The sequence below is a fragment of the Kitasatospora sp. NPDC032121 genome (genome assembly GCF_055580145.1).
This window is the reverse complement of the sequence record NZ_JBVILX010000011.1, coordinates 235587-249846: the sequence shown is the minus strand read 5'-3', so window position 1 is coordinate 249846 and position 14260 is coordinate 235587. Positions and strand designations below refer to the sequence as shown.

9 protein-coding genes, 1 tRNA gene and 1 pseudogene are annotated in these 14260 nt (G+C 74.6%); 9 read left to right on the top strand and 2 right to left on the bottom strand.

Features of this window, described 5'->3' with window-relative positions:
• Positions 1 to 68 precede the first annotated feature (68 nt).
• From ACZ5OX_RS26150 to ACZ5OX_RS26140, 3 genes are all read left to right on the top strand, one after another.
• On the top strand, positions 69 to 2336 hold the full coding sequence (locus ACZ5OX_RS26150) for an acetyl/propionyl/methylcrotonyl-CoA carboxylase subunit alpha (RefSeq protein WP_465633412.1): 2268 nt from the start codon (positions 69 to 71) through the stop codon (positions 2334 to 2336).
• Positions 2333 to 3325: a hydroxymethylglutaryl-CoA lyase gene (locus ACZ5OX_RS26145; protein ID WP_465633410.1), complete on the top strand. Its 993-nt coding sequence runs from the start codon at positions 2333 to 2335 to the stop codon at positions 3323 to 3325. Before ACZ5OX_RS26150 ends, ACZ5OX_RS26145 begins: the two co-directional genes overlap by 4 nt.
• A 186-nt stretch (positions 3326 to 3511) precedes the next feature.
• The gene (locus ACZ5OX_RS26140) at positions 3512 to 4702 is read left to right on the top strand and encodes an acyl-CoA dehydrogenase family protein (RefSeq protein WP_392881310.1); all 1191 of its coding nucleotides are present in this window, start codon (positions 3512 to 3514) and stop codon (positions 4700 to 4702) included.
• Between the two features lie 167 nt (positions 4703 to 4869).
• Here ACZ5OX_RS26140 and ACZ5OX_RS26135 read toward each other — a convergent pair whose 3' ends face one another.
• Positions 4870 to 5346, bottom strand: coding sequence for a universal stress protein (locus ACZ5OX_RS26135; protein WP_465633456.1), 477 nt, complete (start codon positions 5344 to 5346; stop codon positions 4870 to 4872).
• Positions 5347 to 6488: 1142 nt separating this feature from the next.
• On the opposite strand from ACZ5OX_RS26135, the gene ACZ5OX_RS26130 reads away from it, so the two are divergent.
• Entirely contained in the window at positions 6489 to 7598 is a 1110-nt protein-coding gene (locus ACZ5OX_RS26130) for an HAD family hydrolase (RefSeq protein ID WP_465633407.1), read from the top strand.
• Positions 7599 to 7873: 275 nt separating this feature from the next.
• Here the strand turns inward: ACZ5OX_RS26130 and ACZ5OX_RS26125 are convergent, their stop codons facing one another.
• Complete coding sequence (locus tag ACZ5OX_RS26125; RefSeq protein WP_465633406.1) at positions 7874 to 8680, bottom strand: GNAT family N-acetyltransferase; 807 nt, start codon at positions 8678 to 8680, stop codon at positions 7874 to 7876.
• Between the two features lie 1064 nt (positions 8681 to 9744).
• On the opposite strand from ACZ5OX_RS26125, the pseudogene ACZ5OX_RS26120 reads away from it, so the two are divergent.
• From ACZ5OX_RS26120 to ACZ5OX_RS26100, 5 genes and pseudogenes are all read left to right on the top strand, one after another.
• A pseudogene (locus ACZ5OX_RS26120) lies at positions 9745 to 10750 on the top strand (helix-turn-helix domain-containing protein); the annotation flags it as partial.
• 880 nt (positions 10751 to 11630) lie between these two features.
• A complete protein-coding gene (gene orn / locus ACZ5OX_RS26115) occupies positions 11631 to 12233 on the top strand; it encodes an oligoribonuclease (protein ID WP_449789584.1) in 603 nt (200 codons plus the stop codon).
• 221 nt (positions 12234 to 12454) lie between these two features.
• Positions 12455 to 12530, top strand: a tRNA-His gene (locus ACZ5OX_RS26110).
• 182 nt (positions 12531 to 12712) lie between these two features.
• Positions 12713 to 13159, top strand: a complete 447-nt coding sequence (locus ACZ5OX_RS26105; RefSeq protein ID WP_465633404.1) for a DUF4442 domain-containing protein — start codon at positions 12713 to 12715, stop codon at positions 13157 to 13159.
• A gap of 110 nt (positions 13160 to 13269) precedes the next feature.
• Complete coding sequence (locus ACZ5OX_RS26100) at positions 13270 to 14202, top strand: hypothetical protein (RefSeq protein WP_465633402.1); 933 nt, start codon at positions 13270 to 13272, stop codon at positions 14200 to 14202.
• Positions 14203 to 14260: the final 58 nt, after the last annotated feature.

The window sequence follows — 14260 nt, the reverse complement described above, 5'->3', positions numbered from 1 at the left end:
GCCGGCGCCCCGATCGCCCACCGCCACCTCCTTCATACGGCTCCCCTCGACCCGGAGGAACGCCTCCCATGTTCGACACAGTTCTGGTCGCCAACCGCGGCGAGATCGCCCTCCGGGTGATCCGCACCCTGCGGCGGCTCGGTGTCCGCTCGGTCGCCGTGTTCAGCGACGCGGACGCCGACGCGCCGCACGTCCGCGAGGCCGACGTCGCGGTCCGGCTCGGCCCGGCCGACCGCAGCGACAGCTCGGCGACCGAGACCTACCTGCGGACCGACCAGATCCTCGCCGCCGCCCGCCGCACCGGCGCCCAGGCCGTCCACCCCGGCTACGGCTTCCTCGCCGAGAACCCCGGCTTCGCCCGCGCCTGCGCCGACGCGGGCCTCGTCTTCATCGGACCACCTCCCGGTGCGGTCGAGTTGATGGGCGACAAGATCAACGCCAAGGAGGCCGTCCGGGCCGCCGGCGTGCCGGTGGTCCCCGGCAGCCAGGCCACCGCGCCCACCGACGAGGAACTCGTCGCCGCCGCCGACGAGATCGGCTACCCGGTGCTGCTCAAGCCGTCCGCCGGCGGTGGCGGCAAGGGCATGCGCCTCGTGCGGGACAGCGCCGACCTGCCCACCGAGATCGCCGCGGCCCGCCGGGTCGCCCGCACCGCGTTCGGCGACGACACCCTGCTGCTGGAGCGCTGGGTCGACCGGCCGCGCCACATCGAGGTGCAGGTGCTCGCCGACGCCCACGGCACCACCGTCCACCTCGGCGAGCGCGAGTGCAGCCTCCAGCGCCGCCACCAGAAGCTGATCGAAGAGGCTCCCTCCGTTCTCCTCAATGCCGAGACCCGTGCCGCGATGGGCGCCGCGGCCGTCCGCGCCGCGGAGTCCTGCGGCTACACCGGCGCCGGCACCGTGGAGTTCATCGTCCCCGGCATCGACCCGGACGCCCCCGCCTCCGCCGCCGAGGGGGTGCGGGACTTCTTCTTCATGGAGATGAACACCCGTCTCCAGGTGGAACACCCCGTCACCGAGCTCGCCGTCGCGGTCGGCGCGGACGCCGACCGGCTCGACCTGGTCGAGTGGCAGGTGCGCGTCGCCGCCGGCGAAGCACTCACCTTCACCCAGTCCGACATCTCCTTCCTGGGCCACGCCATCGAGGCCCGCATCTGCGCCGAGGACCCGGAACGGGACTTCCTGCCCACCGGCGGCCGCATCCTCACCCTGGACGAGCCCCGGGGCGAGGGCATCCGCGTCGACTCCGGAGTGGCCCCCGGAACCGTCGTCACCAGCGCCTACGACCCCATGCTCGCCAAGGTCATCGCGTACGGGCCCGACCGCCCGACCGCGCTGCGCCGGCTCCGCGCGGCACTGGCCGACACCCGCATCCTGGGCGTCACCACCAACACCGGCTTCCTGCGCCGACTGCTCGCACACCCCGAGGTCGCCGCCGGTCGGCTGGACACCGGCCTGGTGGAGCGGACGGCCCAGGAGCAGCCGGCCCTGCTCACCGCGCCGTACTCCCCCGCGAACGCGACCACCTCTGACGCGCCCGCGGCGGACGAACCGCCGTCGCCCGCTCACCTCCTCTACTACGCGGCCGCGCTGGCACGGCACCTGGAACTCACTCCGCCCGTCGATCCCGACGGCTGGACCGACCCGTTCTCCCTTCCCTCCGGCTGGCGCCTGGGCGGCACCCCCGCCTGGACCACCCACCGACTCCGTACCCCCGGCCAGGATCCGGTGTCGGTGCGCATCCGTTCGATCACTGCGGGCAACGTAGCCGATGCCACTGACAATTCCGGTGGGCCCGCCCGCGACCTGGAGCTCCGGCTCGACGAGGGCCCCGCGCACCGCGCCCGCGCGGCCCTGGCCGGCGACCGGCTGCACCTGACCGTCGACGGCCTCAGGACCACGTTCTCGCTGGCCACCGACACCACCCCCGGCCTCGCCGCCGGACCGGTGACCTGGCTCGGCGTCGAGGGCGACGCCTGGCCGCTGCACGCCTACGACCCGGTCGTCGAGAGCGCCGCCGGGGCCGGCGCGCACCACGGCGCCCTGACCGCCCCGATGCCCGGCACCGTCACCGTCGTCAAGACCACGGCGGGCGAGACGGTCCGCAAGGGACAGCCCCTGCTCGTGCTGGAGGCCATGAAGATGGAACACGTGATCGCCGCGCCGCACGACGGCGTGGTGGCCGAACTGCGGGCTTCCGCCGGCGCCACCGTCGCGATGGAGGACCTGCTGGTCGTGGTCACCCCGGTCGAGGACGTGGCCGGCGAGGACGGCCCCACCGTGCCGACCGCCGTACCCGCCGCACCCGCCGAGCCCGCGGAGGTCCGGTCGTGACGGCCTCCGTCCCCGCCCGCGAGCCCGACGCCCTCGACCTGGGCCTGCCCGACCCGGTCCGTGCCCCCGGCCTGCCCGAGGAGGTCCGGATCCACGAGGTCGGGCCGCGCGACGGCCTGCAGAACGAGAAGTCCCTGGTGCCGGTCGAGATCAAGGCCGAGTTCATCGCCCGGCTCGCGGCCGCCGGTCTGCGAACCGTCGAGGCCACCAGCTTCGTTCACCCGAAATGGGTACCGCAGCTGGCCGACGCCGAGGAGCTGGTCCCCCGGCTCGCCGGCCTGCCGGAGCGTCACCCCGGCCTGCGGCTGCCGGTGCTGGTGCCCAACGAACGCGGTCTGGACCGTGCGCTCGCCCACCACACCACCGACGTCGCGGTGTTCGCCAGCGCCACCGAGACCTTCGCCCGCCGCAACCTCAACCGCTCGGCGGACGAGGCCATGGAGATGTTCCGCCCGGTCGTGGCCCGGGCCACCGAGGCCGGGGTCGCGGTCCGCGGCTACCTCTCGATGTGCTTCGGCGACCCGTGGGAGGGCCCCGTCCCGGTCGAGCAGGTGGTCCGGTACGGCGTGCAGCTGCTGGAACTGGGCTGCGCGGAGCTGAGCCTCGGCGACACCATCGGGGTGGCCACCCCGGGCCAGGTCACCGCCGTGCTGGCGGGTTTCGCGCGGGCCGGCGTCCCGGTCGAGCGGCTCGCCGTGCACTTCCACGACACCTACGGCCAGGCGCTCAGCAACACCCTGGCGGCGCTGCGCGAGGGCGTCACCACGGTGGACGCCTCGGCGGGCGGCCTGGGCGGCTGCCCGTACGCGAAGAGCGCCACCGGCAACCTGGCCACCGAGGACCTGGTCTGGATGCTGCACGGGCTCGGCGTCCGGACCGGCGTCGACCTGCGCTCCCTCGTCGCGACCAGCGGCTGGATGGCGGAGCGCCTCGGCCGCCCGAGCCCGTCCCGCACCGTCCAGGCGCTGCTCGGCTCCTCCGGGGGCTGACCCGCCCGCTCCCTCCCCGGCGCCGGCCGGCCGGCCGCCCGCACCGTCCGGCCGGCGCCGCGCACCACCCCGCACCGCTCGACACCAATCCCTCAGTCACACCGTGCGTCCGTCATACCGTCCGACGGACGCCGGTCATCCCGCTCACGTCCGCGGCCGACCCGGCCGGGCGCCAGGAGGATCACCATGCTCGACCACAGGCTCAGCAGCGAGTACGAGGAACTGCGGCGCACCGTCGCGGAGTTCGCCCAGGACGTGGTGGCGCCGAAGATCGGCGGGTTCTACGAGCGGGAGGAGTTCCCGTACGAGATCGTCCGCGAGATGGGGCGGATGGGGCTCTTCGGCCTGCCCTTCCCGGAGGAGTACGGCGGCATGGGCGGCGACTACTTCGCCCTCGGCCTCGCCCTGGAGGAACTCGCCCGCGTCGACTCCTCGGTGGCGATCACCCTGGAGGCCGCCGTCTCGCTCGGCGCGATGCCGATCTACCGGTTCGGCACCGAGGAGCAGAAGCGCGAGTGGCTGCCCCGGCTGACCTCGGGCGAACTCCTCGGCGCCTTCGGCCTCACCGAGCCGGAGGGCGGTTCGGACGCGGGGGCCACCCGGACCACGGCGCGGTACGACGAGGCCACCGACGAGTGGGTCATCAACGGGACCAAGTGCTTCATCACCAACTCCGGCACCGACATCACCGGCCTCGTCACCGTCACCGCGCTCACCGAACCGATCGCTCGTTCGAGTGAAGAGGGCGAATTCCGCTCGCCTGTACGGGAGATCTCCTCCATCATCGTGCCCACCGGGACCCCCGGCTTCCAGGTCTCGAAGAAGTACTCGAAGGTCGGGTGGAACGCATCCGACACCCGCGAACTGTCCTTTACCGACTGCCGCGTTCCCGCGGCCAACCTGCTGGGCGAGCGTGGCCGAGGCTACGCCCAGTTCCTGCGGATCCTCGACGAGGGCCGCATCGCGATCGCGGCCCTGGCCACCGGCCTGGCCCAGGGCTGCGTCGACGAGTCCGTGAAGTACGCCGGCGAGCGCCGGGCCTTCGGCCGGCCGATCGGCGCCAACCAGGCCATCCAGTTCAAGCTTGCCGACATGGAGCTGCGCGCCCACACCTCCCGCCTGGCCTGGCGGGACGCCGCTTCCCGGCTGCTGCACGGCGAACCGTTCAAGAAGGAGGCCGCGATCGCGAAGCTGTACTCGTCCGAGGCCGCCGTCGACAACGCCCGCGAGGCGACCCAGATCCACGGCGGGTACGGCTTCATGAACGAATTCCCGGTCGCCCGGTTCTGGCGCGACTGCAAGATCCTGGAGATCGGGGAGGGCACGTCCGAAGTCCAGCGCATGCTCATCGCCCGGGAGCTCGGCATCGGTTCGTGACGACCACGTCCTGATGGTCGCCTCCTGAGCCGCGCCACGTCACGCCCACCGGGCCGGCCCACCAGTCAACGTGCTGCTCCCCGACGAGAGTTGGGGAGCAGCACGGCGGAGGAGGCATCAGGAGGAGACCTCACGGAGGCTTCGGGAGAAGCCACAGGCACAAGGCCTCAGGGGATCACGATCACCGGGCGGTTGGCCCGCCGCGCCAGCCGCCCGGAGACCGAGCCGAAGATCTTGCCGAGCAGGCCGTGCGTCGTGCCGACGACGATCGCGTCGGCAGCGTACTCGCGGCCGACCTCCTCGATCTCGTGGCAGATGTCCCCTCCGCGCTCGACCAGGATCCACGGCACGCCGGTGAGGAAGTCCGCGCAGGCGAGCTCCAGACCCAGGACCTCCGTCCGGTGGTCGGGGAGGTCGACGAAGACGGGCGGCTCACAGCCTGCCCAGACCGTGGCGGGCAGGCGGTTGGCGACGTGCACGATCACCAGGCCGCACTGCGAGCGGCGCGCCATGCCGCAAGCGTAGGCGAGGGCGCGCTCGCTCGACAGCGAGCCGTCGAAGCCGACCACCACGCCGTGCTGGAACACCGGGTCGAGAGACGGCGCCGGGGCGTCCTGCCCGGTCGGCTCGGCATGCCCGCCCAGCGGGCCGGCCGCGCCGGAGGCCGCTTCCGGGCGCTCGGCGCCCGGACCCATGCGGCCGCCCGTCACCGGAGCCCCCGCGGGGTCGGCCGGGGGCTCGCCACGCCGCTGGCGGGGCCCTGGGCGGTCGCGCCGGGCCAGGCTGCCCCGACGGGCGAGGCCGCGCAGAGCGCGAGCGAAGCCCGAAGTGCCGTCGCGGCCGTCGTGCCCGGGGCCGTGGCCTGGCTCTCCTGGCTCCGTCGACTGTGCCGCGTCGGCCGACCGGGCCACACGGGCCGTTCCGGCCGCCTCGGCGCCTTCGGCGGCGTCGGGCCGCTCGCGTGCCGTCCGTACGCCCGAAGCGCCCTCCGGAGCCTCGGCGCGGGCCTCGGCTCGTCCGTCGGCTTCGCTGTCGGCGCCGTCGGTGTGGTCGCTGCGCTCGCTGCCATCACCGCAGTCGCCGCGGTCGCCGCCGAGGCGTTCACCGCGGTGCTCGCGCTGGTGTTCACGGTGGTCGTCACTGCGCCGGCCGGCAGGAACCCCCGCCCGCCCGTCGGAACGATCGGAGCGATCGGAGGCAGGACCGCCTTCCGGGCCCGCACTGCGGGACGTGTCCGGTTCAACCGGTCGGGGAGGCTCAAAACCAGCCATGGCTCACGGCTCTTCGATGGAGAGGGGCCGACAGGAGAGGAGAACAACGCTGCCCGGGCAGCAGGCCCGCCCACGGGATGACGTCGGTCTGCGCCACGCAGCACCGTATGTGACCTGTTCCTTTCAGAGTACGACGGGCCTGGGGCCCCGCCCAGCGAGGAAGCCACCGAGCGACGTTGTTCCCGCGAAAGAGGGATGCGCCCGCCCTGGCGGTGCGCCCCGTCCACGGGCGATCGCGCCCCCTCCGGAAAGGAGGTTCCCAGGAGCTTGACGGACCGGACCGGACGGCGCAACAGCCCCACAGGACACCGTGACCGGACTGTCATGGATCGGCGACGATCCGTTGCCACCGGTCGCGAACCGTGACGTCCGACCTGCCCCAACAGGCCCAACCGCCGCGTGCGCCGCCGCCCGCCACGGAGGCACGGAGGCCGTTTCAGCCACTCCGTACGGCTTCGGGACGCCGACTGGCATTTGCCACGTGCATAGGCACGGCCGCTGGCACCATGCTTGGCATGCCCCTGCTCCTGTTCGACCTCGACAACACCCTGCTGCCCCGGGACGCCGCCTACCGGGCCTGGGCAGAGGACTTCCTGTCCGAACACGGCCTCCCCCCGGGCGACCTCGACTGGTTCGTCACCCTCGACGGGGGCGGTTACGTTCCGCGCAGCACCGTACTGTCGGCGGTTCGGCGCCGCTACGGGCTGGACGTCACCGCCGACTTCCTGATTGCCCACTATCGACGCGGCATCAACTCCCACATCCACTGCCCGCCCCGGCACATCGAGGCGCTGCGGGCCGCCCGGGCGGCCGGGTGGACGCTCGGGATCGTCAGCAACGGCGGCACCCGGCCGCAGTTGGAGAAGATCCGACGGACCGGGCTGGGCCCGCTGGTCGACGGCTGGGTCATCTCGGAGGAGGCCGACTGCGTCAAACCGGACCCGCTGATCTTCGAGATGGCCGCCCAGCGGTGCGGCATCGCCCCCACCGGGGACTGGGCCGAGCACACCTGGATGATCGGGGACCACGCGCCCGCCGACATCGCCGGCGCCGAACTGACCGGGCTGCGCAGCGTCTGGCTGCACCACGGTCGTCCGTGGGCGGAGAGCGGCTACCGGCCGACGCTGAAGGCGGCCGGCCTGCCGGAGGCCGTCGGCCAGGTCCTCGCCGCACGGAACTCGCCCTCGCCCCGGCCGGACGTCCACTCCGACCGGCGGCTCCGGAAGGTCGCGGCGGGAGTGCCGGTACGCGCGACGGCGCCGGTCGGCGCGCGGTCCGGCGCACGTTCCCCGCTGACCGCCCCGGAGGGCCCGAGCACATCCGTTCCCGCAACAACCGGAACGCTCGGCGAACCCGTCTCCGCAGGCCGGCCCGGTGTCCGAAACCGATCCGGCGGGTTTGCCGTGATCGCCGGGGCCGGCCCCGGTTCCGGGGCGAACTCCGGAACGAGGGCAGGCGGCGGGCCCGGTCCGGCCCCGGACGGCCTCCGCCCCGCACCCACAACAGCGCCGACACCCGCAGCCGCACCCGCAGCCGCAGCCGCGCCGGCCACCGCCCCGGCCGTCGTGGCGTCCACGGCCGCGTCCACGACCGCTCCCCCTGCCGCCGTGGCGGCCGGCCAGTAGCGCCCCTGCCCCACCCCCTCAACACCCCTACGGCGCCTACCGCCTACCACCTACCACCCATCGCGGTCCGGCTCCGGGCACCCCTACTGCAGCGCGACTGCTGCGCCCCGCCCCCGTGCCGCCGCCACCCCACGCGGCCACCACCCGCCAGCCGCCACCCACCACGCGCCGGCAGTCAGCCGTCCGCCCGCCCCACCGGCCCCGACTACCCACCGACCTCAGCTCCCCGCCAGCCCCGGCTACCCCGCCCGCCCCGGCTACCCCACTGGCCCCCGCTACTCAGCCACCCCCACCGACGTACGGGTCCACCAGCAGGTACGGGCCACCTCGACGAAGCCGAGCTTGCGGTAGAGCGGTTCGCCGAGCGAGGTGGCGACCAGGGTGGCCGGACGGTCCGGGTGCGCGTGGGCCAGAGCGGTCTGGAGAACGGCGCGGGCCGCTCCCCGGCCGCGTCGGTCGGGCAGCGTGGCGACCCAGTACACGCCGGTGGCCCGGCCGTCGTCGTAGGTGAGGCAGGTGCCCGCCACCGCGCCGTCGACGCGGCCCAGCCAGCCCCGCCAGCCGGGCACGTCCAGCAGCCGTTCCGGGAGAGCTTCGCCCCGGACCCAGGGCTGTCGGGCGGGCAGCGGGAAGCCTTCCACTATCGTTCGCTCGACCATGGCGAAGCTGTCGCCATCCCGTGCCTCATCGACCGTCAGGACGCCGCCCCCGTGCGCCTCCGAGACCGCAGGCCGAGCGGTGGTCGCGCCCTCGACCGGCCCCGGGTCCCGGACCATCACCGGCATGATCGGCATCCTCGTGGCCCCGAGGCCGGAGAGGTCGAGCCCGCCGTACGGGTCCTCCACGGTGCAGCGTATGGTCGACCACTCGGCCATCAGGTCCGACAACTCCTGCTCCAGGGCGGCCGGTTCCTCGTAGGGGCGGGTCACCACGATGCGGTGCGCGTCGTCGGGGGTCCGGGCGCACCGGACGGCGGCCAGCCCCGGGCGGGTGCGGGACCGCCAGCCGTGGACGCGGGCTTGGGCGAGCCAGAAGGCGGCGGCATTGTCGTTGGCCCGTTCGAGCCGGCTGCTGGTGTTCACGGCAGGACCGTAACGCGGCGGTCCGGTTCCCGGTTCTGCCGTGCCGGGCTTGGCCGGATGAAGCCTGGGAGGCGCACGACTTCCCCCCGTGCGCCCCCTCGTGCACCGCCGATTTTCGGTCAATTTCGCGTCGATCCCTCCCGCTTGGGCAAATCCGCAGTCCAGACCTGCCGGCCGGGCGCACCGGAGCCGGACGCCCCAGGAAGCGCCCCGCGACAACCAGCCACCGTTGCCCCGGCCCTCTTCCCAGAAAGGTCGACGGGTGCCACGCTTCGTGATCGAATGCATCACGCCAAATTGCCATGTCGACATAGCGTCGGATGGTGAACTTGTCACAACGGCAATGGTCCACCCGATAGATTTCGATCTTGGCCAGCAGTGCCGCACCACCCACACCACACCACCGAGGGGGCTTGAGCGCCTTGAGCAGGGTGAGCAGGAGCGACGCGGGTCCTGACAGCGGCCAGGCGGCAGCCGGCGGCGCGGGTCGGTCCGCGAGAAGCACCGGCACCGCCGCGATCGCCACCACCCGCACCTCCGGCACCCCGGGCGCCGCCTCACACTCCTCGTACTCCGCGGTGCCCTCCCCCGGGGCGGGCGCGGGCGTCGGCCCCGGTGCGCCCCCGGCCGCCTCCGACCACGGCACGGCGACGCCCTACGGCGGCCAGTCCCCCTACGGAGGCCAGCCGGCCTACGGCGGGCACCCGACCTTCGGCGGACAGCCCTTCGGAGGACAGTCCGTCAGTCGAGGCCCCGTCAACCCCGGTCAGCCCTACGGCGGCGAGCACCCGGGCCATTCCGGCCACCCCGGGCACCCCGGGCACACCACCCATCCCGGCCACCCCGGTCATTCCGGCCACCCGGGCTACGGCGGACACCTCGCCCACCCCGGTCATTCCGGCCACCCCGGCTACGGCGGCGCCCCGGGCCCGAACGGCTCCCCCGTCGCCGCCCCCGGCCCGGGCGGCGGCCCGCTCGGCGGCCCCGCGCTCGGCTCCGGCACGGGCCACGGCCACGGTCCGCTGGGCCACGGCGGGCCCGGAGCGAACGGCTCCCCGACCCCGGTGACGTCCTCCGCCCCGCGCAAGCTGTCCGGCCGGCGCCGCCGGGAGACCGTCGCGGTGCTGATCTTCGGCGGGGCCCCGATCTTCGAGAGCTCCATCCCGCTCTCCGTGTTCGGCGTGGACCGCCAGGACGCCGGGGTGCCCCGCTACCGCCTGCTGGTCTGCGCCGGGGAGGACGGCCCGCTGGCCACCACCGGCGGCCTGACCCTCTCCGCGCCGTACGGCCTGGAGGCGCTCGCCCGGGCCGGCACGATCGTCGTACCGGCCTGGCGCTCGATCTCCCAGCCCCCGCCGGTCGAGGCGATCACCGCCCTGCGCAAGGCCCACCACGAGGGCGCCCGGATCATCGGGCTCTGCACCGGCGCCTTCGTCCTGGCCGCCGCCGGCCTGCTCGACGGCCGCCCGGCGACCACCCACTGGATGTACGCGCCGACGCTGGCCAAGCGCTACCCGCGGGTCCACGTCGACCCGCGCGAACTGTTCGTCGACGACGGCGACGTGCTCACCTCGGCCGGCACCGCCGCCGGCATCGACCTGTGCCTGCACGTGGTGCGCAGCGACCACGGCGCCGAGGCGGCCAACGCGCTGGCCCGCCGCCTGGTGGTGCCGAGCCGCCGCGGCGGCGGAGGACAGGCCCAGTACATCGATCAGTCTTTACCGGAGGAGATCGGCAACGACCCGCTGGCCGAGGTGGTCACCTGGGCGCTGGAGAACCTCAACCAGCAGTTCGACGTCGAGGTGCTGGCGGCTCGCGCGTACATGAGCCGGCGCACCTTCGACCGGCGGTTCCGCACGCTCACCGGCAGCGCGCCGCTGCAGTGGCTGATCACCCAGCGGGTGCTCCAGGCCCAGCGGCTGCTGGAGACCTCGGAACTGTCGGTGGACGACGTCGCGCGCCGTTGCGGGTTCCGTTCGCCGGTGGCGCTGCGCGGGCACTTCCGCCGCCAGCTCGGGGTCTCCCCGGCCGCGTACCGGACCAGCTACCGGGCCCGCCGTCCCGGCCAGCAGCCGCCCGCGCCGAACGGTGCGCTCGGCGACCTGCGGCTGTCAGGAGCGCTGCCGCACCCTGCGGGCGCGGTCGCGCCGGCGGGCGGGCCGCTGTTCGGCGGGGCGCACGGTGTGCCGTCGGCGCAGCCGTTCCCGACCGGTCCGGGGGTGCCGGCAACGGTCGGCCCGCACGGGCAGCCGGTGCCGCACGGTCAGCACGGACAACACGGTCAGCAGGTCGGACACGGTCAGCAGGGAGGACACGGCCAGCCCGGCGGGTTCGGTCCGGGCCAGGTCGGGACGCCGACCGGCCAGGCCTTCCACGCCCGCGCCGGTCAGCCGTACCCGCACCAGCAGGCCGCGCAGCAGCCGCACCCCGGGCAGCAGGGTGCGGCCGGGCGCGGTCCGCTGCGGCCGCCGGTGGTTCCGCCGCAGGCCGGACCGGGGTCGGGGACGGGACGTCCGCCGCGCACCGCCGAACACGCGGCGGCGGAGGACGGCCTCCCGCAGCCGGGGGTGCGCGGCCAGGGCCAGGGGCACCGGAGCGCGGCCGAGCGGCCCTCGGACGAGCCGGGTGCGGCCGGGCGCGGTCACGGCGCGGCCGGCGGACGGATGCCGGCCCCGACCGGGCAGCCGGGTGCCGGCCAGGGTGACCTCCGCGGTCGCCAGTCCCGGGCTCCGCAGGTCCGCGGTCAGGTCGGCCGGCCCGCGGCCGAGGGCGCCCGGGCGGCGCGCGAGGTTCGGACCGGGCGGGACGGCCACGCCGTCCGGCCCGGCCGGGAGGGCGAGCACCCGGACGGGCTCGGCGCGCACGACGGGCCGGAGGAGCACCAGACCGAGGCACCCCGCTCGGCTCCACCGGTCCCCGCGGCGCGTGATCGCGCCGTAGGGTGAGTTGTGTGAATGACCGTTTGGTATGGATCGACTGTGAAATGACCGGCCTCGACCTCGCCCAGGACGCCCTGGTCGAGGTCGCGGTGCTGGTGACGGACTCCGAGCTGAACATCCTCGGCGAGGGCGTGGACGTCATCATCCGGCCGCCGGCGGAGGCGCTGGCGAACATGCCCGAGGTGGTGCGCGAGATGCACACCGCGTCCGGGCTGCTGGAGGAGCTGGAGCAGGGCGTGACCCTGGCCGAGGCCGAAGCGCTGGTGCTCGCCTACGTGCGCGAGCACGTGCCGGAGGCCGGGAAGACCCCGCTGTGCGGCAACTCGGTGGCCACCGACCGCGGCTTCCTGGCCCGGGACATGCCCGCCCTGGAGAAGCACCTGCACTACCGGATCGTGGACGTCTCCTCGATCAAGGAGCTGGCCCGCCGCTGGTACCCGAAGGCGTACTACAACAGCCCGCAGAAGGGCGGGAACCACCGGGCGCTCGCCGACATCCGGGAGAGCATCGACGAACTGCGGTACTACCGCGAGGCGGTGTTCGTCCCGCAGCCCGGTCCGGACGCCGACACCGCGCGGGCGATCGCCGGGAAGTACCAGGCCCCGGCGAGCTGAGCCCCGGGCCGCCCGCCGGGCCGTCGGCGGCAGCGCCCCGCACCTGCCCGGCGGCAGCGCCCGGACGCGCCCGCCGAACCCCCGTCGGAACCCCCGCCGGAGGACCGGAGAGGGTGCCCGCGTTCGCCGGGACGGAACCCTGGCGCGAGCACCCTCTCGGATCCTGTAGAGTTCTTCCTGTCGGAACGGGAACGCGAGAGCGGGAACGGACCGGACAGATGGTGGGTGTAGCTCAGTTGGTAGAGCACCTGGTTGTGGTCCAGGTGGCCGCGGGTTCGAGTCCCGTCACTCACCCCAGAGCCTGAGGGGCCGATCTCTTCAAGAGATCGGCCCCTCAGGCGTTTTCGCACTCCCTCAGCTGTGCACGGCCTCAGTTGCCCACCCTCCCAGTCGGATGTGCGCTCCCTCACACGTGCCCGACCGGTCGGCTTCAGGTCGACCCCTGCCACCGGAAGCTACTGACTAGTAACATCAACACCATGACCACACCCATGATCGGCAAGCTGCTCGACGACACCGTGCCGATGGCGCACACCCTCAAGCTGGAGTACCTGGAGACCACCCCGGAGCGCGCGGTCCTCCGGCTCCCGGACCAGCCCGCGTACCACAACCACGTCGGCGGCCCGCACGCCGGCGCGATGTTCACGCTCGCCGAGTCCGCCAGCGGCTGCATCGTGCTCGCCGCCTTCGGCGACCAGCTGTCCCGGGCCGTGCCGCTCGCCGTCAACGCCGAGATCGCGTACAAGAAGCTCGCCATGGGCGACGTCACCGCCACCGCCGTGCTCGGCCGCCCGGCCGCCGAGGTCGTCGCCGAGCTGGACGCCGGCGAGCGCCCCGAGTTCCCGGTCACCGTCGAGATCACCCGCGCCGACGGCGCCGTCACCGGCGTGATGACGGTCACCTGGACCCTGCGCCCCAACTCCTGACCGCCGCGCGGTCGGTGGCCCCGGGAACGCCGGCCCCGGGGCCACCCGTGCGATGACTGTCCGTGACGGCGGGCGTGACCTCACCGCCCACCGGCTCGTTCTCGATTCACGTGCGAGCCAATCACGCGACCGAGCCCCAGGAACCCGCCCCCGGCGGCGTCGCCGGTGCCCGCCGCGGGATCGCCCGATGGCTGCCCCGCCCCCGCGTCGTCGCGACCGCCGGGGCCCTGCTCGCGCAACTCTGGGGCTTCGGCGCCCCCGCGTACGCGGCCACCGTCGACCCGCTGCCGGACCCGGCCCGACCCACCGTCCGCCGCGCACCGCACGCCGCACCGGAACTCGACCGGCCGGTACTCGACCGGCCGGCGCTCGACGGTCCCGCCCTCGACGGGCAGTCAGCCGAACGCCCCGTCGGGTCCGGCCCCTCGACGGGCGTGCCGCCGAACCACTCCCCCGGGCCCACCGGGAGGCCGACCGGCGACGGCCCGGTCGAGGACCTCCCCGGGATCACCGGAGTCACCGGAGTCACCGGGGCGGTCGGCGGCACCCTCCAGGAACGCATCCGGGCCGGCGGCCTGCCCCTGCCCGGCCAGCGGGCGGCCGTCCCCGACGCCTTCGCGCTCGCCTCCGGTCTGCTCGGCACCGACCCCGCCCGGGCCCGGCCCGACGGCCCCCGCGTCTTCCGCGAGGGCGGGGCCGCCGACCTGTCCGACCCGGCCCGACGCCGCACCGACGCGGCCCTTCCCGCCCTTTCCCGGCAGCGCGGGGCCGCGGCCGAACCGCTGGTCCAGGAGGCGGTGGTCATCGCCGCCGACCGGACCGGCCCCATCGCCGAGCCGGACAGGGCGGCGGACCCCACGGCGCCCACCGCACCGGGCCGCGGCGGCCCACCCGAGACGCCGGCCGTCGTCGACACCGCCACGGCCGCCATCTCCGGCCACGGCTCCGCCACCGCGACCGCCGTCCTCGCCCCCATCGCCGCCGGACTGCTGCTCACCGGAGCGGCCATGTGCAAGCACCGCGGACTGCCCAGCGGACACTGAGCGCTCCCGGGCCCGCCGAGCGGCGGCGTCACGGCCCCGGGAACGATCGGGTGGGTGA

Coding starts and splice junctions, on each gene's coding strand:
- ACZ5OX_RS26150 (WP_465633412.1), top strand. CDS start 69: ATGTTCGACACAGTTCTGGTCGCCAACCGCGGCGAGATCGCCCTCCGG.
- ACZ5OX_RS26140 (WP_392881310.1), top strand. CDS start 3,512: ATGCTCGACCACAGGCTCAGCAGCGAGTACGAGGAACTGCGGCGCACC.
- ACZ5OX_RS26130 (WP_465633407.1), top strand. CDS start 6,489: ATGCCCCTGCTCCTGTTCGACCTCGACAACACCCTGCTGCCCCGGGAC.
- ACZ5OX_RS26105 (WP_465633404.1), top strand. CDS start 12,713: ATGACCACACCCATGATCGGCAAGCTGCTCGACGACACCGTGCCGATG.